This window comes from Mesorhizobium sp. BR1-1-2 (assembly GCF_020165435.1).
In the GTDB taxonomy this organism is placed as follows: Bacteria; Pseudomonadota; Alphaproteobacteria; order Rhizobiales; family Rhizobiaceae; genus Mesorhizobium.
On the sequence record NZ_JAIUID010000003.1, the window covers coordinates 358,236 to 377,777 of the forward strand.

The window sequence follows — 19,542 nt, forward strand, 5'->3', positions numbered from 1 at the left end:
AATCTCCGGCTTCGGGATTGAGAGCGGGATCCCGCCTTCGTCCTCCTCGGATCTGCGCGCCGCTTCGCATTACTCCGCTGGTGGATGACTTCACTGGTGGATGTGGGGGCCTACCGCGCCAGATCGGCCACCACCGCGTCGAGCACGATCATGCCGGCGGGCGTGGCGCGCAGGCGGGCGTTGCCGATCGGCGCCACCAGGCCTTCGCCCTGCAGCACCGACAGCCGTGCGCTCGACAGGCCGCGCCCGGAAAACGCTTCGTAGCGCGACAGGTCGATGCCTTCCGCCAGCCTCAGTCCCATCAGCAGGAACTCGTCAGCCTCTTCGGAGCGCGTCAGGGTCTCGCCGCCGGTGACCCCATGGCCCTTGGCCTCGACCAGATTGGCCCAGGTTTCCGGCATCCTCTCCGCGATGGTCACGACGCGGTGGCCGTTCTCGACGAAGCGGCCATGCGCGCCAGGGCCGACGCCGACATATTCGCCATAGCGCCAGTAGGTCAGATTGTGCCGGCTTTCGGCACCCGGCCGGGCGTGGTTTGAGATCTCATACGCCGGCAAACCATGGGCTGATGTCACCTCTTGCGTGAGCGCATAAAGGTCGGCGGCGTGGTCGTTGTCGGGGATGATGAATTTCTTCGCCGCGTGCAGCGCGTGGAACGGCGTGCCTTCCTCGATGGTCAGCTGATAGAGCGACAGATGGTCGGCGGCGTGGCCGATCGCCTGTTCGAGCTCCGATGCCCAAGCCTCCGGCGTCTGGCCTGGCCGTGCGTAGATCAGGTCGAAGGAGAGCCTTGGGAATATCTCCCGCGCGAGTCCGATCGCGTGCAGCGCTTCGTCCACATTGTGCAGCCGGCCAAGGAAGCGCAAATCCTTGTCGTTCAGCGCCTGCACGCCGAGCGAGACCCGGTTGATGCCCGCCGCGCGATAGCCGCGAAAGCGTTCGGCTTCGACCGAGGAGGGATTGGCCTCCAGCGTCACCTCGATGTCGTCGGGCACCGTCCAGTTCTTCGCCACGGCGTCCAGGACCCTTGCTACCGTTTCCGGCTTCATCAGCGACGGCGTGCCGCCGCCGAGAAAGATGCTGGTCACCTCGCGCGGGCCGGTGCGCTGGCGCATCGTCGCCAGTTCCGCCTCGAAGGCGGCGGCAAAGCGCTCCTGGTCGACCGGCTGGTGGCGGACATGGCTGTTGAAGTCGCAATAAGGGCACTTGGCCGCGCAGAACGGCCAATGCACATAGACGCCGAAACCGGGGCTGCGGTCGAGCGGCATGGTGGCGCCGGGCCTGATCATGCCGAGCCTAACCTGGCCAGACCCAATCGAGCTTGGGCGAATTTCTGGAAGGCGCGGGCGCGGTGCGACAGCGCCGTGGCCTGGCCGGGCTTCCAGCCATGTTTCTCCTCGGCGCTCATCTCACCGAAAGTTTTTTCGAAGCCGTCCGGCAGGAACACCGGGTCACAGCCGAATCCGAGCTCGCCGCGCGGCGGCCAGACCAACGTGCCTTCGGCCTCGCCGCGGTAATATTCTGCCTCGCCGTCGGGAAAGGCGAGGCAGATGACGGCGACGAAGCGTCCCGTGCGCTGCGCGGGCGTGGCCGCGCCGACTTCCTGCAGCGCCACTTCGGTGCGCTGCATGGCGATGCCGAAATCCCTGCTGCCATCAGGCGTTTCAGCCCAGTTGGCGGTGTAGACGCCGGGCGCGCCGTCGAGCGCGTCGACGCACAGGCCCGAATCATCCGACAGCGCCGGCAGGCCCGTCGCCTTGGCCGCGGCGAACGCCTTGATATAGGCGTTCTCCTCGAAGGTGGTGCCGGTTTCGTCGGGTTCGGGCAAGCCATAGTCCTTCGCCGATTTCGCCTCGAATCCGAACGGCGCCATCAGATCGGCGAATTCGCGCAGCTTGCCTTCATTGTGGCTGGCGACGACGATCTTTTTTCCGTCGAGTGAATGCATCAAAGTCCCCAGATTCTCGGCTCGGCGAATTCGATCGAATTGCCGGAAGGATCGCGGATATAGAGCGAGCGGCCGCCTTGCGGCCACTCGAATTCGCTTTCGATGGCGATGCCCTTCGCCTCCAGATGGGATCTCCAGCGGCTGATTTCATCGGCGGTCGCCGCGAAGCAGAGATGGCCTTCGCCCGATGTGCCGTGCGGGGGGACTTTCAGCCTCGCGTCGGGCGCGGGCGGGACCTTGGTCGCCTCGGCGTTGAAGATCAGCAGCACGCCGGCTCCGCAACGGAAGAAGAGATGGCGGCCCTCGACCTTCCCGAGAGGAGTGAGGCCGAGAATGTCGGTGTAGAAGGTTTCCGCGGCGGCTAGGTCGGTGACGTAGAGGGCTGATTCAAGAATGGCGGAGGGTATCACGAGGCGCCCCCCTCTGCCCTGCCGGGCATCTCCCCCACAAGGGGGGAGATCAGCCGCCATCGCGGCTTTCGCCAATTACTTTCGTTGTAGAAGTGAACGGAGCGCCAAAGCTGCCAATCTCCCCCCTCGTGGGGGAGATGTCCGGCAGGACAGAGGGGGGCGCTCACGCTCGGCATCCAGGATTCAAACCACCGCCATCTGCTGCAAACTCACCAGCCTCTGGATGCCTTTCTTGGCTAGGCCCATCAGCTCGGCGAACTGCCCTTCCGAAAAGGGTTCGCCCTCGGCCGTGCCCTGGATCTCGACGATGCCGCCCTTGCCTGTCATGACGAAATTGGCGTCGGTGCCGGCGGAGGAATCTTCGAGATAGTCGAGGTCGATGACCGGCTGGCCTTCATGGATGCCGCAGGAAATCGCCGCGACATGGTCCTTCAGCACCTTGCCGACGCTCACCATCTGCCGCGCTTCCATCCAGCGCAGGCAATCGTAGAGCGCCACCCAGCCGCCGGTGATGGAGGCGGTCCGGGTGCCGCCATCGGCCTGGATGACGTCGCAGTCGACGGTGATCTGCTGCTCGCCCAGCGCCTGCAGGTCGACCACGGCGCGCAGCGAGCGGCCGATCAGCCGCTGGATCTCCAGCGTGCGCCCGCCCTGCTTGCCGGCGGAGGCCTCGCGGCGCATGCGCTCGCCGGTCGAGCGCGGCAGCATGCCGTATTCGGCCGTCACCCAGCCTTTTCCGGAATTGCGCATCCAGCCCGGCACCTTTTCCTCCAGGCTTGCCGTGCACAGCACATGCGTGTCGCCGAACTTCACCAGGCACGAGCCTTCGGCATGTTTGGAGACGCCGCGCTCGAAGGAGATGGCGCGCATTTCGTCGAACTGGCGTTTGGAGGGGCGCATTCGGCCTGCTTTCTTGTCAGCTTTTTTGAATCTTGGCCGGCTTTTAGACGCATGCGGGGCACGGCGTAAAGGAAAATGGACCGGCGACCGCAAACGCGGCGACACTGGGTGATCGCGCAACGCGACACCGGATGATCGCAAGTGCGACACCGGGATGATCGCAAGTGCGACACCGGGTTGCGCGCGGCGCCGCGAAGTCTATATCCTTGAACCGGAGGTTATGGCCGCAATGACCAAGGCAGTCGATCCCGCTTCGCAGTCGCTCGCTCTTCCCGCGCCGGCACTTCAGGCGCTCGATATGCGTTCGCGCGACATCTTCCGGCGTATCGTCGATTCCTATCTGAGGGACGGCGAGCCCGTGGGATCGCGCAGCCTGTCGCGCATCCTGCCGTCCTCGCTGTCGCCGGCCACCATCCGCAACGTGATGAGCGACCTCGAACATCTCGGCCTGATCTATGCGCCGCACGTCTCGGCCGGCCGCCTGCCGACGCAGGCCGGCCTGCGCTTCTTCGTCGACGCCTTCATGGAACTGGGCGACCTCTCCGACGAGGAGCGGCGCAGCATCGAGGCGCAGGTGCGCGCCTCCGGCTCGGGCGCCACGCTGGAACACATGCTGACCGAGGCCAGCCAGATGCTGTCTGGCATGTCGCGCGGCGCCGGCCTGGTGCTGGCCGCCAAGAACGAGGTGGCGCTCAAGCACATCGAGTTCATCCAGCTCGAGCCGACCAAGGCGCTGACCGTGATGGTGTCGCAGAACGGCGACGTCGAGAACCGGGTCATCGATCTGCCGGCCGGCATCACCGTCTCGCAATTGCACGAGGCCTCGAATTTCCTCAACGCCCATATTCGCGGCCGTACGCTGGCCGAGGCGCGGGCGGAGGTCGCGCGTATCAAGGAAGAGACAAGGGCGGCGCTCGACACGCTGTCGCAGGACCTGGTGGAGAAAGGGCTGGCGGTGTGGGCCGGCGCGGAAAGCGGCCTGCCGGCGCGCCTGATCGTGCGCGGTCGCGCCAATCTTCTCGAAAACGTCACCGCCCAGGCCGACATCGAACTCTTGCGCCATTTGTTCGAGGACATGGAGACGCAGGACGGGCTGATCCAGCTGCTAGACCTCGCCGAGGCCGGACCGGGCGTGCGCATCTTCATCGGCTCGGAAAACAAGCTTTTCTCGCTCTCCGGCTCGTCGCTGGTCGTGGCACCCTACCGCGACAAGGACGCCCGCGTCGTCGGCGCGCTCGGCGTCATCGGCCCGACCCGGCTCAACTATGCCCGCATTGTCCCGATGGTCGACTATACGGCGCAGCTGATATCGCGCATGCTGCGCTGAGAGCTGGGATCGATCCAGACGGCCGAGGAGAGAAAAGATGGCGCTGGAATCGTTCAAGGCCCAGATCAGCCTGCTGCTGGAGGAGATGGTCAACCAGCCTGAGGATGTGCGGGAAGTGCAGGAGCAATTGCGCGAGAAGCTGCGCGAAATGCGCGCCATGGGCATGCCGCTGCCGGCCGACCTCGTCGAACTGGAAAAGAACCTCGACGCCGATCTCGACGCGGATACCTGACCCGAATTCCCCGTGTCGTCCGGAACGACTGCCGAGCCCGCCCGTTCCCTTGATGCATGTGATCCTCGGTCTTGGGACAACGACATGCATAGCGAAGCGAGAAGCTGGAGACTGGGATGATCAGACTTGCCGGCGCCGTGGCGATCCCTGCAGCATTGCTTTTCGCCGCGACGGCATTGGCCCAGCAGACAGAGCCGGTGCTCAAGGGCGCGGCCGCATTCGGTGACTGGCGGGCCGACAAGCCGGGCGTGCGCCGGCTGATCAGCCCGCAAGACCAGCCCAGGCCCTATGTCACCAGATCCGCCTCGAACAGCGCCGGTCCGGTGCAAAGGCCGCAAGGCGCCGAGCCGCGGCTGCCGGCGGGTTTTTCGGCGGAACTGATCGCTTCGGGCATCGACAATCCGCGCGTCGTGCGCGTCGCGCCCAATGGCGACCTGTTCGTCGCCGACAGCGAGGCCAACCAGATCCGCGTCTACCGTCTGGGCGAGGGCAACGCGAAACCCGTCAGTGACGGCGTCTTCGCCCGCAATCTCAACCAGCCCTACGGCATCGCCTTCTATCCGCCCGGGGACAGTCCGCAATGGGTCTACGTCGCCAACAGCGACAGCATCGTGCGCTTTCCCTACCGCGATGGCGACCTGAAGGCCTCCGGCGAGCCGGAAACGATTGTCCGCGACATTCCGGCCACTCATCACTGGACCCGCGACATCGCCTTCTCGCCGGACGGCAAGACGCTCTATTACTCGGTCGGCTCCGGCTCGAACGCCGCCCAGGACATGGCAAGGAAACCGCGGGGCGGGCTCGATGCCTGGGCCAAGTCGAAGCCGCTCGGCGCCGCCTGGGGCTCGGAGGAAGGCCGCGCCGACGTAAGGGCTTTCGACCCGGACGGCAAGAATGGCCGCATCGTTGCCACCGGCCTGCGCAATTGTTCGGGCATGGCCATCCAGCCGGCGACGGGCGCGCCGTGGTGCGTGGTCAACGAGCGCGACGCGCTCGGCGACAATGTGCCGTTCGAATATGCGACCGAAGTGAGGGAAGGCGCCTTTTATGGCTGGCCCTGGTACTATATCGGCGACAATGAGGATCCGCGCCACAAGGGCGCGCGTCCCGACCTTGCCGGCAAGGTCACCGTCCCCGACATTCTGATGCAGGCGCATTCGGCGCCGCTCAACATCGCCTTCTACGACGGCAGGAATGTCCGCGCGGGATCCGGTTTTCCGGCCGAATACAGGGGCGACGCCTTCGTCGCCCTGCACGGTTCGTGGAATCGCGGCAACAGGACCGGCTACAAGGTGGTGCGGCTCAAGTTCAAGGACGGCAAGCCGACCGGCGAATATGAGGATTTCATGACCGGCTTCGTCACCTCCGGCGGCGAGGTCTGGGGCCGGCCGGTCGGCGTGGCGGTGGCGAATGACGGCGCGCTGATCGTCACCGAGGACGGCAACGGCACCATCTGGCGCGTGACCTACGGCGACGGGCGGTCCTGATCCGCTTGGGAGGTCCCGAGCGCGGCGCATGCCTGGTGCAACCAAATCCGGATCCAGGCAATTCCCGCCTGCGAAACTCTGTGCGACAAGGCGTCCCAGCAGTTTCGCGGACGCAAGGCTCGATCCATGACCCTCACCGGCTTCCTCGCCTACAGCGCCGCCCTTGGCCTCGCCGCCGCCATTCCCGGCCCCGGCATCACCGCGCTTGTGGCGCGCGCGCTCGGCTCCGGCTTCCGCTCCTCGCTGGCCATGTCCTTCGGCCTGATGCTTGGCGACCTCCTTTATCTGACCGCCGTGGTGCTTGGGCTTGCCTTCGTCGCGCAGACCTTCGGCCTGGTGTTCCTCGCCGTCAAATGGGCCGGCGTCGCCTATCTCGCCTTCCTCGGCTGGCGCTTCTGGACCGCCGGCATCACGCCCGAGACGGTCGAGGCCAGGAAAGGCAAGAGCGGGCTGGCGTCGAGCTTCCTCGCCGGCCTGACGGTGACGCTCGGCAATCCGAAGACGATGATCTTCTATCTCGCCATCACGCCGACCATCGTCGACCTCAAGACCATCACGCTGGCCGATTACGGCATCCTCGCCGCACTCACCGTCCTCGTCCTGTTCGTGGTGCTGGTGCCTTATCTGGCGCTGGCGGCCAAGGCGCGCTGGTTCCTGCGCTCGCCGCGCGCCCTGAAGGCGCTGAACCGCACCGCGGCCGGTTTCATGGTCGGCGCGGCGGCGGCGATCGCCGCCCGCCAATAGGGCCATTTTTGCCAAAGCATTCCGCCGGCTCGGCTTTTGCGGGAATGCTTTTCCGAGGCCGATGCGTTTTAGACACGCGCCCCACTCGGATATTTTCGGGCGACGGTCTATCTTGCGTCCGTGGAAGGCCTATCCTGGCGGCCATCCGTCTGAGATCAGTTCCATCCGCCTGACATTCTGGGAGCCAAACCAATGAACAAGTCCGCCGCCTCCGCTCGTGTTCCCGGCCGTGGCCGCATCTACAATTCCATCACCGATACGATCGGCGACACGCCACTGGTGCGGCTCGACAAATTCGCCAAGGAGAAGGGCATCGTTGCCCATCTCATCGCCAAGCTCGAATTCTTCAACCCGATCGCCTCGGTCAAGGACCGTATCGGCGTGGCGATGATCGAGGCGCTCGAGGCATCGGGCAAGATCGCCCCCGGCAAGACGACGCTGATCGAGCCGACTTCGGGCAATACCGGCATAGCGCTTGCCTTCGCCGCCGCCGCCAAGGGCTACAAGCTGATCCTCACCATGCCCGAAACCATGTCGGTCGAGCGCCGCAAGATGCTGGCGCTGCTCGGCGCCGAACTGGTGCTGACCGAAGGGCCGAAGGGCATGAAGGGCGCCATCGCCAAGGCCGACGAACTGGCGGCCACCATCCCCAACGCCATCATCCCGCAGCAGTTCGAGAACCCGGCCAATCCCGAGATCCATCGCACGACGACGGCCGAGGAGATCTGGAACGACACCCATGGCGAGGTCGACATCATCGTCTCCGGCATCGGCACCGGCGGCACTATCACCGGTGTCGGCCAGGTGCTGAAGAAGCGCAAGCCCTCGCTGCATGTGGTCGCGGTCGAGCCGGAAACCTCGCCGGTGCTGTCAGGCGGCCAGCCCGGCCCGCACAAGATCCAGGGCATCGGCGCCGGCTTCGCGCCGAAAATCCTCGACACCACCATCTATGACGAAATCGTCACGGTCTCGAACGAGGATTCGGTCGCCAATGCCCGCCTCGTCGCCCGGCTGGAAGGCGTGCCGGTCGGCATCTCTTCGGGCGCCGCTTTGCAGGCGGCGATCGTCGTCGGCTCGCGGCCGGAGAACAAAGGCAAGAACCTGGTGGTGGTCATCCCGTCCTTCGCCGAACGCTACTTGTCGACCATCCTGTTCGAGGGTTTGGGGGCGTAGTACGCGGCACGCAGCATAGATTCGCCGCGATCCTTCGCGCCGACGTCAAAAGGTCTTGCCGCTGCTCGCCTGGCCCGCTGAAAAACCAGCCGTGGCGGATGCCGCGGGCTTGAGCAGCGCCCTGCTTCCGGTTCATATCGCCCCGGGGCCCCGCAGGGCCGGCGGAGGACCTCATGTACAAGCTCTACACCCGTCCCGGCAGCGGCGGCTTCGTTGTCGAGGCGGCCCTGGCGCTGGCCAAGGCGCCGTTCGAGCAGATCGACGTACCGAAATCCGACCGGCCCGATCCCGCTTTCCTGGCCATCAGCCCCCTGAACCAGGTGCCGGTGCTGACCTTGCCGGACGGAAGCTCGCTGACCGAATCGGCAGCCATCTGCATCCTGCTCGCCGAACGCCATCCGCGGGCCGGGCTGGCGCCGGCGGCCGATGCCCCGGCCCGCGCCGACTTCCTGCGCTGGATGGCGTTCATGTCGTCCGCCCTCTATCCGGCGGTGCTGCGTTTCTACTACGCGCCGCGCTACACGGTCGACGCCGACGGCGCCAAGGCCGTCAAGCAGGCGGCCTTGGCCGAGATGGACCGCGGCTTTGCCGTCGTCGATGCCGCCCTGCGCGGCCGCGACTGGTTGGCAGGCGAGGCGATGTCGGTGGCCGATATCTATCTGGCCATGCTGGTGGCCTGGCATCCCGACAGCGGTAAGGCACGCACCGCCTGGCCCGACATCGAACGCCTGTGGGCCAAGCTTCGCGAGCACCCGCTGATGAAGACGCTCAACGCATCGCACGAAATGTGGCCGGGCTGAACGGGCCGTCGGCAAAGCACCGCGCTCAAGCATTTCAATGCCTGAGCGTCGCGCGTTTTACCTGCAGGAAACGGCGTACCGCCGGATCGCTTTCGAGGCCGATCGCCCGGTCATAGGCTTCGACCGCCTGCGGCACCTGGCCGAGCCTGGCCAGAAGGCCGGCGCGCGCGGCCCAATAGGGCTGGTAATCATTGAGCCGCTTGTCGTCGCCAAGCACGTACAGCGCCGCCAGCCCCGCCACGGCGCCCTCAGCTTCGGCGATCGCCACCGCGCGGTTGATCGCCACCACGGGCGATCGTGCGATCGAAAGCAAGGCATCGTAGAATTCGCGGATCGCCACCCAGTCGGTCTCGCCGCTCAGCCGCCGCGCCGCGTGGACGGACTGCACGGCCGCTTCGAGCTGGTAGCGGCCGATGGCGTCCAGAGTGGCGGCGCGGCCGAGCAGGGCTTCCGCCTCGTCGATCAGCCCGTGATCCCACAGCGCATGGTCCTGCTCGGCGAGCGGCACATACTCTCCGGACCCATCGCGGCGCGCGGCGCGGCGCGCCTCGGCGAACAGCATCAGCGCAAGCAGGCCCAGCGCCTCCGGTTCGTCCGGCAGTAGCGAGGCCACCAGCCTGCCGAGCCAGATTCCTTCGGTGGCCAGGTTCCGGCGCCGCGTCTCGGTGCCCGCCGGGTCGGACCAGCCCTCGGCGAAGGTCGCGTATATGGCCTCCAGCACGGTATCCAGGCGCTCGCCGAGTTCGGCCCGCTCCGGTACGCGGAACGGAATGCCGGCTTCACGAATGCGGGCCTTGGCCCGCACCAGACGCTGGCCCATTGTCGCCGGCGGGGCCAGGAAGGCGGAGGCGATCGTCGCTGCGTCGAAGCCAAGGACGGCCTGCAGGATCAATGGCGCGCGCACGCCAGGCTCGATCGCCGGATGCGCGCAGGCGAACATCAGCCGCAGCCGTTCGTCGGGCAGGTCCTGGTCGGTCATGCACGCATCCGCCTCCTCGGCAATCAGCTTGAGATGGTCGCGGCCGGCTTCGCTGGTGAGCCGCCGCCGCACCGCGTCGACACGCCGCCGCCTTGCCACGGCAAGCAGCCAGGCCTCCGGCTTTTCCGGCACGCCGGTCTGCGGCCAGCGTTCGAGCGCCGCGGCAAAGGCGTCGGCCAGCGCGTCCTCGGCGGCGGCCACGTCGCGCGTGCGCGCCGCGAGCCAGGCGACCAGCTTGCCGTAGCTTTGCCGGGCGGCGGCCTCGGCGGCTGCCCGGGCAATCTGCTCGCTGCTGTCCATCACATCGTCATTTCTTGGGCATGTATTCGGCCATTTCCCAAATCGGCCGCAACTCGACCGTGCCGGTGCTGGCCGCTGGGCAGCGCGCCGCCCATTCGATGGCGGTATCGATGTCGGGCGCCTCGATCATGTAGAAGCCGGCAAGCTGTTCCTTGGTGTCGGCATAGGGGCCGTCGATCACGTTGGTCTTGCCGTCGGTGATCCGCACCGAGGTGGTTGCCTGGGTCGGGCGCAGCCTTTCTCCGGCCAGCCACGCGCCGGATTTCTTCAACGCTTCGGTATAGGCGCCATAGGCCGCGCTCATCTGTTGGGCCTTCTCGATCGGCGTGTTCGCCAGTGCGGCTTCGTCGTTGTTGATCAAAAGCATGTATCGCATGGGTCTTCTCCCGTGGTTTCATAGGCCGCGTCCTTGCGAGCCGGACATATGTCGCGCGGCAAGGGCCGATTTCGACAGGTGCCGGAAAAAATCTTTCGGCCAGGGTCGCGTCCCGCGCAAGCCGGGAGCTGTTTCCGCATCCATTCAACCGTTCGTCTAATGAATGCAATTGCGGGTTGGCATTTGCGGCCCGCCGTCTAAACTCGGCCGGTTCGCATCGAGGAGGTGGTGCGGCAGCCAATATTTTCAGGGAGGAAACCGGATGTTCCATTTCAGAACGAAGTTCGTTGCGGCCGGCGCAATGGCGCTTTCACTTGGGCTCGGCATTGCCTCGGCCAGGGCACAGGAATTCATCAACGTGCTGACCGGCGGCACGTCGGGCGTCTACTACCCGCTCGGCGTGGCGCTGTCGGAAATCTACAGCAAGGGCATCGCAGGCGCCCGCACCCAGGTGCAGGCCACCAAAGCTTCGGTCGAGAACCTCAATCTGCTGCAGCAGGGCAAGGGCGAGATCGCCTTCGCGCTCGGCGATTCCGTCAAGATGGCCGCCGAAGGCAATGCCGAAGCCGGCTTCCCCGGCAAGCTCGACAAATTGCGGGGCATCGCCGCCATCTACCCCAACTACATCCAGATCGTCGCCAGCCAGGAATCCGGCATCAAGACGCTGGCCGACCTCAAGGGCAAGAGCCTGTCCGTCGGCGCGCCGGCCTCCGGCACCGAGCTTAATGCGCGTGCCATCTTCGCCGCCGCCGGGCTGAAATACGAGGATCTCGGCCGGGTCGAATACCTGCCCTTCGCCGAATCGGTCGAGCTGATCAAGAACCGCCAGCTCGACGCCACGCTGCAGTCGGCCGGGCTTGGCGTCGCCTCGATCCGCGACCTCGCCACCTCGGTGCCGATCAATGTCGTCGCCGTGCCGGCCGAGGATGTCGCCAAGATCGGCGCCCCCTATCTGTCGGTCGTTATCCCCAAGGGCACTTATGAGGGCCAGGCCGATGATGTCGCGACCGCGGCCGTCGGCAATTTCCTCGTCACCCGCGCCGACGTTTCCGACGAGACCGCCTACCAGATGACCAAGCTGATGTTCGAGCATCTCGATCAGCTCGCCGCCGCCCACGCCGCCGCCAAGGCAATCGACCCCGCCAAGGCGCTCGACGGCATGCCGGTGCCGCTGCATCCGGGCGCGGAGCGGTACTACAAGGAGAAGGGGCTGTTGAAATAGGCGGGTAATCGGACATGTCTTCGCCAGGCGCCCCCCTCTGCCTTGCCGGGCATCTCCCCCACAAGGGGGGAGATCGGCAGCGTCAATGTCGGCGTTTATCCTGCAATGTCGGCGTTTGGCGAAGAGCATTGCGACAGCCAATCTTTCCCCTTCTGGGGGAGATGCCCGGCAGGGCAGAGGGGGGCGCCTCGCGCTACAATTCGCTCGCTTTGGAGTTGGCCGGATGAGCGAAGCAACGCATGGAACGCCTGCCGACGGCAAATCCTCCACCTTCCATCTCCCCGTCGCCGAAGAGCAGGTCGAAGGCTTGCCGCCGGGCTTTGGCGACGGCATCGCCGGCAAGGCTGCCTTCCTCATCGCCGTCGCCTTTTCGGTCTTCCAGATCTACGTGGCCGCCTATGGCAGCATTCCGAGCCAGGTGGTGCGGGCCATGCATGTCGGCTTCCTGCTGCTGCTCGGCTTCGGCCTGATCGCCAATTTGCGCGCCCGAAGCCTGCCGGCCAAGGCCGTGTTCTGGGCGCTCGGCGTGCTCGGCTTCGGCACCGGCCTCTACAACTGGGTGTTCTACACCGACCTCATCCGCCGCTCCGGCTTCCTCACCGTGCCGGACCAGATCGTCGGCGCGGTGCTGGTGGTGCTGGTCTTCGAGGCGGCCCGGCGGCTGATGGGATTGCCGCTGGCAATCATCGCCTTCATTTTCCTCGCCTACTGCTTCGTCGGCAACCACCTGCCGCCGCCCTTCATCCATCGCGGCTACGATTTCGCCCAGCTCGTCGACACGTTCGCCTATGGCACCGAAGGCATATACGGCACGCCGGTCTATGTCTCGGCCGCCTATATCTTCATCTTCGTCGTCTTTGCCGCCTTCCTCGAACGCGCCGGCATGATCGCGCTGTTCAACGATTTCGCGCTCGGCCTGGTCGGTTCGTGGCGCGGCGGCCCGGCGCAGGTCTGCGTTTTGTCTTCGGCGCTGATGGGCACCATTTCCGGCTCCGGCGTCGCCAATGTCGTGGCCAGCGGCCAGTTCACCATCCCGCTGATGAAGCGCTTCGGCTTCCGGTCGGCCTTCGCCGGCGCCGTCGAGGCGACCTCCTCGATGGGCGGCCAGATCATGCCGCCGGTGATGGGCGCGGTCGCCTTCATCATGGCCGAGACGCTGAACATCCCCTATGCCGAAGTGGTCAAGGCGGCGATCATACCGGCGCTGCTCTATTTCGGCGCCTGTTTCTGGCAGGTGCATCTGGAAGCCGGCAAGGCCGGCCTGCACGGCATGGCCAAGGCCGAACTGCCCAATCCCTGGGATGCCGTGCGCCAGCACTGGCCGCTGGTGCTGCCGCTGGCGGCCCTCATCTATCTCCTGTTTGCCGGCTACACACCGATCTTCGCCGGCACGATGGGCCTGGCGCTGACCATCGTGCTCATCCTCGGCACGCCGCTGGCGGCCCTGATCGGCCCGCTCGCCTTCCGCGTCGTCTTCTGGCTGGCGCTCGGGCTCGCCGCCGCCTCATTCATGCGCTTCGGCGTCAACATACTCGGCCTCGTCATCGCCGCGCTCGTCGTCGCCTGCTTCGCCTTCAAGGGCGGGCGCGAAACGCTGCGGATCTGCGTGGATTCACTCGCCGAAGGGGCCAAGAACGCGCTGCCGGTCGGCATCGCCTGCGCCATCGTCGGCATCGTCATCGGCACGCTGACGCTCACCGGCATCGCCTCCACCTTCATCGGCTGGATCATCTCCATCGGCGAGGACAATCTGTTCCTGTCGCTGGTGCTGACCATGCTCACCTGCCTGGTGCTCGGCATGGGCATCCCGACCATTCCCAATTACATCATCACCTCCTCGCTGGCCGGCCCGGCGCTGCTGTCGCTCGGCGTGCCGCTGGTGGTCAGCCATATGTTCGTCTTCTACTTCGGCATCATGGCCGATCTCACGCCACCGGTTGCGCTGGCCGCCTTCGCGGCCGCCCCGATGGCCAGGGAAAGCGGCCTCAAGATCGGCATCCAGGCGACCAAGCTCGCCATTGCCGGCTTCGTCGTGCCGTTCATGGCCGTCTATACGCCGGCGCTGATGCTACAGGATCCAGGCCCGATCGCCGCCCAATTCGGCTACCCTGTCGAGGTCGCCTACATCGTCGTCAAGGCGTGCATGGGGATCGTGCTGTGGGGCGCCGCCGCCGTCGGCTTCCTTGCCAGGCGCATGGCGTGGTGGGAACGGCTCGTCGCCTTCTGCGCCGGCGTGCTGCTGGTCGCGGCGATCCCGCTCACCGACGAGACGGGCTGGGCACTGTCGTTCGCCTGGATCGGCTGGCATTTCTGGCGCGCGCGGCGGGTGACGGCCAAGGCATGAGCCTGTGTATCCTTGCCGTGGGCAAGACGGTGACGCTGGCGGCCGCCGCTTTCACCCTGTCCTGGACGCATTCGGTGGAGCGCACGCGCTGGGAGGAAGACTGGAAGGTGATGCCTTCCGGCCTGCAAGTCACCGAGGCGCGCATAAAGGGCTCGGGCGCCGGCATGGAGCCGCCGGAGGGCGCGGTGCTGCGAGACGGCTGGTGGGCCTATGCTCCGAAGGTCGGGCCGCAGCGGAGCCTCGTGCTCGCCGCCTCCGGCGCGACCGGTGATGGTTGGACACTGTGCACAGGTCAGGGTTGCCGAGAACTCGGCAAGGTGGCGGGCGGCACGATTGTGCTGGAGCCATGTGCGCCGGACGGCGCGAGCCGGCCGCGGTAACTCATCCGGCTGGAGCAAACGCTGTCGAAGACGGTCAGCGGATGGCTTGCATCGAAGGGTATTCAGAAGGACGGCTTGGACTGGGCCGACTGGACTGGGGCCCGACTGGAGAAGGTCGCTCACGCAGGCCCCGCAGCCCCGTGTCCTGAGACATTAAGCCAGCGAAGGCGGTCTCAAAGCCGCGGCGATGTCGCACGCCGCCGATCGGCGAAGGCCGGGCGCTCGGCGCGATAGGTGGTGGCGCGCGACTCGGCGTCCGGCCTGCAGATGCGGCTGTTGTGTCGGCTCTCGAAAGTCATGGTCAGTGCGCGCCCAACGAGGTGCCGCGACGAGCGCAGGCCGGGCCCGGTCCGCGCATGTAGTAGCGCTCGGGCCGATAGGTTGGCGCGACGAATTCGCGGATCGCTGCGGCATAGCCGATGAGGTGCGTGAGGAAGTTCATTTTACCTGGTCCCTGTCCCGACTTTCGGGTGTCCCTTCCGAATTGCGGAAATCATAGCGTCGAGGCGTGAATAGTCGGTGAACGCGATGTTAATTTCTGGTCGAAAACCCGTCGCTTCATGGCCGGAATGCGGCTGATTCGGGGTCTTTCCACGCCTTTTGTCGCCATTTCGGCGTGTGTGACTTTTGCATCACATATGTTTCGTTTGGATGTCGCCTGGGTGCGGTTGCGTTTCAGCTTTCGTCCTGGCGGGAGAATTTCGTTGCTCGACGCCGCAAGTCCGGAACCCGGCCCGGGACGAGACGTTGACTCCTCGAGCCGGCATGGTCGGCCGATGGGGCCGCCGACCGGTGTCCCTCCAACCCGCAACCGCAGAGCAAAGGAAGGGTCACAATCATGGGCTTCTTTTCGAAGGACATCAAAACGCTGGACGATCTGTTCGTGCACACGCTGCGCGACATCTACTATGCCGAAAAGCAGATCGAGAAGGCATTGCCGAAGATGGTCGACAAGGCGACCGATCCGCAGCTGAAGGCCGGCTTCGAGAAACATCTCGAGCAGACCAGGGGCCATATCGAACGCGTCGAGCAGGTGTTCGAACTGCACGGCGTCAAGGCCAAGGAGGTCAATTGCCCGGCCATAGACGGCATCCTCGAGGAAGCGGACGACGTCAGCGGCGACGTCGACGACAAGGAGGTGCTGGATGCGGCGCTGATCGCCTCGGCGCAAGCGGTCGAGCACTATGAGATGACCCGCTACGGCACCTTGATCGCCTGGGCCAAGCAGCTTGGCCGCAGCGATTGCGCCAACGTGCTGGCCAAAAATCTCAAGGAAGAGCAGGCTACGGATCGCAAGCTGACCGAAATCGCGGAAAGCAAGATCAACCTGCAGGCCGCCGAATAGGGGCTGAAAGCCGGGGCCGGCGGCAATCGCGCCGGCCTTGGCTCGACCGGACTGGAACCGTTGGGGTCGTCGTCCGTTCCAGCCTGGTCTTTCTCTAGGAAATCATCATGGCGCCGCGTCCCGCCTGGAAAGGCTATCTGAAGCTTTCGCTGGTCACCTGCGCCATCGAACTGACAAACGTCGTAACCCATGCCGAGAAGGTCTCGTTTCGCATCCTCAACCGCGAGACCGGCAACACGGTGAAACGGATCTATGTCGACGCCGAAACCGGCAAGCCGCTTGACGACGGCGACGAGATCAAGGGCTACGAGGACGACGATGGCAGTTTTATCCACATCGAGGAAGACGAGATCGAGGCCGTCCAGATCGAGTCCTCGCATACGATGAGCCTCGACGGCTTCGTCGACAAATCCTCCATCGAGCAGATCTATCTCGATACGCCCTATTATGTCGCGCCGGCCGACAAGGTCTCGCAGGACGCTTTCGCCGTCATCCGCGACGCGATGGCCGGCAAGAAGATGGCGGGCCTGGCGCGCATCGTGCTCTATCGGCGCGAACGTCCCGTGGTCATCGAACCGCTCGGCAAGGGCATGGTGCTGACGACGTTGCGCTACGACAACACGGTGCGGCAGCCGGACACCGTCTTCGGCGACATCGAATCGGTGAAGACGGATCAGGAGATGACCGATCTGGCCGAGCTCATCATCGACAAGAAGAAAGCGAAGTTCGATCCCTCGAAATTCGAGGACAAATACGAGGATGCGTTGCTCGAACTGATCCGCGCGAAGAAGGCGGGCCGCAAGGCACCCAAGGCCAAGGCCGCGCCCAAGCCGTCCAACGTCGTCAATCTTTTCGATGCCCTGAAGAAGAGCCTCTCGTCGGATGGTGGATCCGGCGAACGCCGCGGCAAGGCCTCCGTGAAAGCCAAACCGCCGGCCAAACGCGGCAAGCCGAAAGAAGCCGCGCCCAAGCGCAAATCGGCGTGAGGACACCAAGGGATGGCCAGCCTCGAACAATATCACGCCAAGCGCGATTTCAGGAAAACCGCCGAACCTCACGGCAAGGTCGCTCGCGGCAAGAAGGGCGAGGCCGGCGGCATCTTCGTCATCCACAAGCACGCGGCGACCAGGCTGCATTACGACCTGCGCCTCGAACATGCCGGCGTGCTGTGGAGCTGGGCGGTGACGCGCGGCCCGAGCCTCGATCCGCACGAGAAACGGCTGGCCGTGCATGTCGAGGACCATCCGATCGACTATGCGCCGTTCGAGGGCACCATTCCCAAGGGAGAATATGGCGCCGGTTCGGTCATCGTCTGGGACGAGGGCACATGGGTGCCCGAGGGCGATCCCGCCAAGGCGATGAAGAAGGGCCATATCAACTTCGAGCTCAACGGCCATAAGCTGCACGGCCGCTGGCACCTGGTGCGGCTGAGACCGCGCCCCGGCGAGAAGCGCGACAACTGGCTGCTGATCAAGTCGGACGATAGCGCGGCGCGCCCGGGCGAGGATATTCTGGAGGAAGCGCCGAAATCGGTGAAGTCGGGCCTGACCATCGAGGAGGTCGGGGCGGGCAAGGCCGCGAAAGGTGAGAAGGCGAAGGTCTGGCACTCCAACAAACCGGCCGCCGCCCAAGCCAAGGCCGGACACGCACAGCGCCTCGACTTCATCGAGCCACAACTGGCCACCCTCGAGCGGGAAGCGCCGCCGGGCGAGGACTGGCTGCATGAGGTCAAGTTCGACGGCTATCGCATGCAAGCGCAGATCGCCGGCCCGGACGTGCGGCTGCTCACCCGCACCGGCCTCGACTGGACGAAGAAATTCGGCGACGCGATCGTCGCCGAGCTCGCCGGGCTGAAATGCAGCGACGCCATCATCGACGGCGAGATCGTGGTGTTGGCCGACAGCGGCGTCTCTTCCTTCGCGCTTTTGCAGGCCGACCTGTCGGCGAAGCGCACGGACCGCTTCATCTACTACGTCTTTGACCTGATGCGGCTGAATGGGCGGGACCTGCGCCGCGAGCCGCTGGTCGAGCGCAAGCAGGCCTTGCAGGAATTGCTGGCCAGCCAGCCGGAGGATTCGGCGGTTCGCTTCAGCGACCACTTCGCCGAGCCCGGCAAGGTGATGCTCGAGCATGCCTGCCGCATGGGACTGGAAGGCGTCGTCTCCAAGCGCGCCGACGCGGTCTACCGCAGCGGGCGCGGGCTGTCCTGGGTGAAGTCGAAGTGCACGCTGCGACAGGAGTTCGTCATCGCCGGCTACCTGCCGTCCGACAAGACCGGGCGCGGGCTGCGTTCGCTGCTGCTCGGTTATTTCGAGGCCGGCAAGCTGCACTATGCCGGCCGCGTCGGCACCGGCTTCTCGACCGGCAGCGCCAATGCCCTGAAGAAGAAGCTCGATGCTCTGCAAACGAAGTCGTCGCCCTTCGACAAGGCCGTGCCGAGGGGCAAGGGCCTGGTCTGGGTGAAGCCGGAGCTTGTCGGCGAAGTGGAGTTCCGCAGTTGGACCTCCGACCGTATAGTACGCCACGCCTCGTTCCAGGGGTTGCGCGAAGACAAGCCGGCGGAGGAAGTCGTGCAGGAGAAACCGAAGGCACCGACAGGCAAGAGCACGGCCCGGGCCAAGCCGGCGTCAGGCGGTGCAACGCCGGCAAGGGCGGCAACCACCACGGTGAAGCTGTCGCATCCAGACAAGCTCCTGTGGCCCGACGAAAAGATATCCAAGCAGGGGCTGCTCGACCATTACGCGCTGGTGTGGCCGCGCATGAAACAATTCGTCGTCAACCGCCCGCTCAGCCTGGTCAGGGCCCCCGACGGTGTCGGCGGCCAGCGCTTCTTCCAGAAGCACGCCTCGCCCGGCATGCATGACAAGATCGAGAAGACCAAGGACCCCACGGACGGCGAGGAAATCCTGTTCATCCGCGATTTCGACGGCATCGCGGCACTTGTCCAGCTCGGCGTGGTCGAGATCCACATCTGGGGCTGCACCGTCGACCAGCTCGAGCGGCCCGACCAGATCGTCTTCGATCTCGATCCCGATGAGGGGGTGGACGTGAAGGCGGTCCGCGCAGCGGCGCTTGACATAAGGGGTAAGCTTGACGAGCTGTCGCTGCCCAATTTCGTCAAGACATCGGGTGGCAAGGGCTTTCATGTCGTCGTGCCGCTGAAACCGTCGGCCAACTGGGAGGAGGTGAAAGGCTTCGCCCATGATTTCGCGCGCGCGCTGGAACAGGGCGCGCCCGACCGCTACACCGCGACGCTGTCGAAGAAGGCGCGCACCGGCAAGATATTCGTCGACTATCTGCGCAATGGCAGCGGCGCCACCACGGTCGCGCCTTACTCGTCGCGGGCCAAGAAGGGTGCCACGGTGTCGATGCCGGTGACCTGGGACGAGATCGAGGCCGGCCTGCCGCCGAACGCCTTCCCCATCGGCGACAAGACGACGCTGAAGCGGCTGGCGGAAGCCGATCCGTGGAAGGATTTTTTCAAGAAGGGGAAGGTGTTGAAGCGGGGGTAATTCTGGCCGCATCTGAAGCGCCGCGATCCTTCGTGCCTGTCCCGCCGACGGATCGATGCTGGC

19 protein-coding genes are annotated in these 19,542 nt (G+C 65.5%); 12 read left to right on the forward strand and 7 right to left on the reverse strand.

Annotation, left to right across the window (positions count from 1 at the left end; all coding sequences use genetic code 11):
* Positions 1-110: 110 nt before the first annotated feature.
* The 4 genes from hemW to rph form a co-directional block, all read right to left on the reverse strand.
* Positions 111-1,289, reverse strand: a complete 1,179-nt coding sequence (hemW, locus tag LB551_RS08255; protein ID WP_224658830.1) for a radical SAM family heme chaperone HemW — start codon at positions 1,287-1,289, stop codon at positions 111-113.
* Positions 1,286-1,948, reverse strand: a complete 663-nt coding sequence (gene rdgB, locus LB551_RS08260; protein ID WP_224658831.1) for an RdgB/HAM1 family non-canonical purine NTP pyrophosphatase — start codon at positions 1,946-1,948, stop codon at positions 1,286-1,288. Before rdgB ends, hemW begins: the two co-directional genes overlap by 4 nt.
* Positions 1,948-2,358, reverse strand: a complete 411-nt coding sequence (locus LB551_RS08265) for a VOC family protein (RefSeq protein WP_224658832.1) — start codon at positions 2,356-2,358, stop codon at positions 1,948-1,950. The genes rdgB and LB551_RS08265 overlap by 1 nt, the downstream gene beginning before the upstream one ends.
* 183 nt (positions 2,359-2,541) lie before the next feature.
* Complete coding sequence (gene rph / locus LB551_RS08270) at positions 2,542-3,258, reverse strand: ribonuclease PH (RefSeq protein WP_140554507.1); 717 nt, start codon at positions 3,256-3,258, stop codon at positions 2,542-2,544.
* Positions 3,259-3,487: 229 nt separating this feature from the next.
* Between rph and hrcA the strand changes: the two genes are divergently transcribed.
* The 6 genes from hrcA (at position 3,488) to LB551_RS08300 (ending at position 9,021) form a co-directional block, all read left to right on the forward strand.
* Positions 3,488-4,585, forward strand: a complete 1,098-nt coding sequence (gene hrcA, locus LB551_RS08275) for a heat-inducible transcriptional repressor HrcA (protein WP_140554505.1) — start codon at positions 3,488-3,490, stop codon at positions 4,583-4,585.
* Between the two features lie 37 nt (positions 4,586-4,622).
* A complete protein-coding gene (locus tag LB551_RS08280; RefSeq protein ID WP_140554504.1) occupies positions 4,623-4,817 on the forward strand; it encodes a hypothetical protein in 195 nt (64 codons plus the stop codon).
* A 116-nt stretch (positions 4,818-4,933) separates the two neighbouring features.
* A complete protein-coding gene (locus tag LB551_RS08285) occupies positions 4,934-6,304 on the forward strand; it encodes a PQQ-dependent sugar dehydrogenase (RefSeq protein WP_224658834.1) in 1,371 nt (456 codons plus the stop codon).
* Between the two features lie 126 nt (positions 6,305-6,430).
* Entirely contained in the window at positions 6,431-7,048 is a 618-nt protein-coding gene (locus tag LB551_RS08290) for a LysE family translocator (RefSeq protein ID WP_224625351.1), read from the forward strand.
* Between the two features lie 192 nt (positions 7,049-7,240).
* A complete protein-coding gene (cysK, locus tag LB551_RS08295; protein ID WP_140554498.1) occupies positions 7,241-8,221 on the forward strand; it encodes a cysteine synthase A in 981 nt (326 codons plus the stop codon).
* Between the two features lie 173 nt (positions 8,222-8,394).
* The gene (locus tag LB551_RS08300) at positions 8,395-9,021 is read left to right on the forward strand and encodes a glutathione S-transferase family protein (RefSeq protein WP_224658836.1); all 627 of its coding nucleotides are present in this window, start codon (positions 8,395-8,397) and stop codon (positions 9,019-9,021) included.
* A gap of 34 nt (positions 9,022-9,055) precedes the next feature.
* Here LB551_RS08300 and LB551_RS08305 read toward each other — a convergent pair whose 3' ends face one another.
* Together LB551_RS08305 and LB551_RS08310 are read right to left on the reverse strand one after the other, a co-directional pair.
* Entirely contained in the window at positions 9,056-10,300 is a 1,245-nt protein-coding gene (locus tag LB551_RS08305) for an RNA polymerase sigma factor (RefSeq protein ID WP_224658837.1), read from the reverse strand.
* A gap of 7 nt (positions 10,301-10,307) precedes the next feature.
* Complete coding sequence (locus LB551_RS08310) at positions 10,308-10,676, reverse strand: YciI family protein (RefSeq protein WP_140554494.1); 369 nt, start codon at positions 10,674-10,676, stop codon at positions 10,308-10,310.
* Positions 10,677-10,938: 262 nt separating this feature from the next.
* On the opposite strand from LB551_RS08310, the gene LB551_RS08315 reads away from it, so the two are divergent.
* The 3 genes from LB551_RS08315 (at position 10,939) to LB551_RS08325 (ending at position 14,622) form a co-directional block, all read left to right on the forward strand.
* Positions 10,939-11,898, forward strand: a complete 960-nt coding sequence (locus LB551_RS08315) for a TAXI family TRAP transporter solute-binding subunit (protein WP_224658838.1) — start codon at positions 10,939-10,941, stop codon at positions 11,896-11,898.
* 223 nt (positions 11,899-12,121) lie between these two features.
* Positions 12,122-14,242, forward strand: a complete 2,121-nt coding sequence (locus LB551_RS08320) for a TRAP transporter permease (protein WP_224658840.1) — start codon at positions 12,122-12,124, stop codon at positions 14,240-14,242.
* The gene (locus LB551_RS08325; protein WP_224658842.1) at positions 14,239-14,622 is read left to right on the forward strand and encodes a DUF1850 domain-containing protein; all 384 of its coding nucleotides are present in this window, start codon (positions 14,239-14,241) and stop codon (positions 14,620-14,622) included. Before LB551_RS08320 ends, LB551_RS08325 begins: the two co-directional genes overlap by 4 nt.
* A 301-nt stretch (positions 14,623-14,923) precedes the next feature.
* Here the strand turns inward: LB551_RS08325 and LB551_RS08330 are convergent, their stop codons facing one another.
* Positions 14,924-15,064, reverse strand: a complete 141-nt coding sequence (locus LB551_RS08330) for a hypothetical protein (RefSeq protein WP_013892047.1) — start codon at positions 15,062-15,064, stop codon at positions 14,924-14,926.
* 396 nt (positions 15,065-15,460) lie between these two features.
* Between LB551_RS08330 and LB551_RS08335 the strand changes: the two genes are divergently transcribed.
* From LB551_RS08335 to ligD, 3 genes are all read left to right on the forward strand, one after another.
* On the forward strand, positions 15,461-15,967 hold the full coding sequence (locus LB551_RS08335; RefSeq protein ID WP_224625345.1) for a ferritin-like domain-containing protein: 507 nt from the start codon (positions 15,461-15,463) through the stop codon (positions 15,965-15,967).
* Positions 15,968-16,074: 107 nt separating this feature from the next.
* Positions 16,075-16,953 (forward strand): Ku protein, encoded by an 879-nt coding sequence (locus LB551_RS08340; RefSeq protein WP_224658844.1) that lies wholly within the window; start codon positions 16,075-16,077, stop codon positions 16,951-16,953.
* Positions 16,954-16,965: 12 nt separating this feature from the next.
* Positions 16,966-19,479, forward strand: a complete 2,514-nt coding sequence (ligD, locus tag LB551_RS08345) for a DNA ligase D (RefSeq protein ID WP_224658846.1) — start codon at positions 16,966-16,968, stop codon at positions 19,477-19,479.
* The last annotated feature ends 63 nt before the right edge of the window (positions 19,480-19,542 follow it).

Excerpts from the sequence above, each read along its gene's own strand:
- hemW (WP_224658830.1), bottom strand. The coding sequence starts at position 1,289 with ATGATCAGGCCCGGCGCCACCATGCCGCTCGACCGCAGCCCCGGTTTC.
- rdgB (WP_224658831.1), bottom strand. The coding sequence starts at position 1,948 with ATGCATTCACTCGACGGAAAAAAGATCGTCGTCGCCAGCCACAATGAA.
- rph (WP_140554507.1), bottom strand. The coding sequence starts at position 3,258 with ATGCGCCCCTCCAAACGCCAGTTCGACGAAATGCGCGCCATCTCCTTC.
- hrcA (WP_140554505.1), top strand. The coding sequence starts at position 3,488 with ATGACCAAGGCAGTCGATCCCGCTTCGCAGTCGCTCGCTCTTCCCGCG.
- LB551_RS08280 (WP_140554504.1), top strand. The coding sequence starts at position 4,623 with ATGGCGCTGGAATCGTTCAAGGCCCAGATCAGCCTGCTGCTGGAGGAG.
- LB551_RS08285 (WP_224658834.1), top strand. The coding sequence starts at position 4,934 with ATGATCAGACTTGCCGGCGCCGTGGCGATCCCTGCAGCATTGCTTTTC.
- LB551_RS08290 (WP_224625351.1), top strand. The coding sequence starts at position 6,431 with ATGACCCTCACCGGCTTCCTCGCCTACAGCGCCGCCCTTGGCCTCGCC.
- cysK (WP_140554498.1), top strand. The coding sequence starts at position 7,241 with ATGAACAAGTCCGCCGCCTCCGCTCGTGTTCCCGGCCGTGGCCGCATC.
- LB551_RS08300 (WP_224658836.1), top strand. The coding sequence starts at position 8,395 with ATGTACAAGCTCTACACCCGTCCCGGCAGCGGCGGCTTCGTTGTCGAG.
- LB551_RS08305 (WP_224658837.1), bottom strand. The coding sequence starts at position 10,300 with ATGGACAGCAGCGAGCAGATTGCCCGGGCAGCCGCCGAGGCCGCCGCC.
- LB551_RS08310 (WP_140554494.1), bottom strand. The coding sequence starts at position 10,676 with ATGCGATACATGCTTTTGATCAACAACGACGAAGCCGCACTGGCGAAC.
- LB551_RS08315 (WP_224658838.1), top strand. The coding sequence starts at position 10,939 with ATGTTCCATTTCAGAACGAAGTTCGTTGCGGCCGGCGCAATGGCGCTT.
- LB551_RS08320 (WP_224658840.1), top strand. The coding sequence starts at position 12,122 with ATGAGCGAAGCAACGCATGGAACGCCTGCCGACGGCAAATCCTCCACC.
- LB551_RS08325 (WP_224658842.1), top strand. The coding sequence starts at position 14,239 with ATGAGCCTGTGTATCCTTGCCGTGGGCAAGACGGTGACGCTGGCGGCC.
- LB551_RS08330 (WP_013892047.1), bottom strand. The coding sequence starts at position 15,064 with ATGAACTTCCTCACGCACCTCATCGGCTATGCCGCAGCGATCCGCGAA.
- LB551_RS08335 (WP_224625345.1), top strand. The coding sequence starts at position 15,461 with ATGGGCTTCTTTTCGAAGGACATCAAAACGCTGGACGATCTGTTCGTG.
- LB551_RS08340 (WP_224658844.1), top strand. The coding sequence starts at position 16,075 with ATGGCGCCGCGTCCCGCCTGGAAAGGCTATCTGAAGCTTTCGCTGGTC.
- ligD (WP_224658846.1), top strand. The coding sequence starts at position 16,966 with ATGGCCAGCCTCGAACAATATCACGCCAAGCGCGATTTCAGGAAAACC.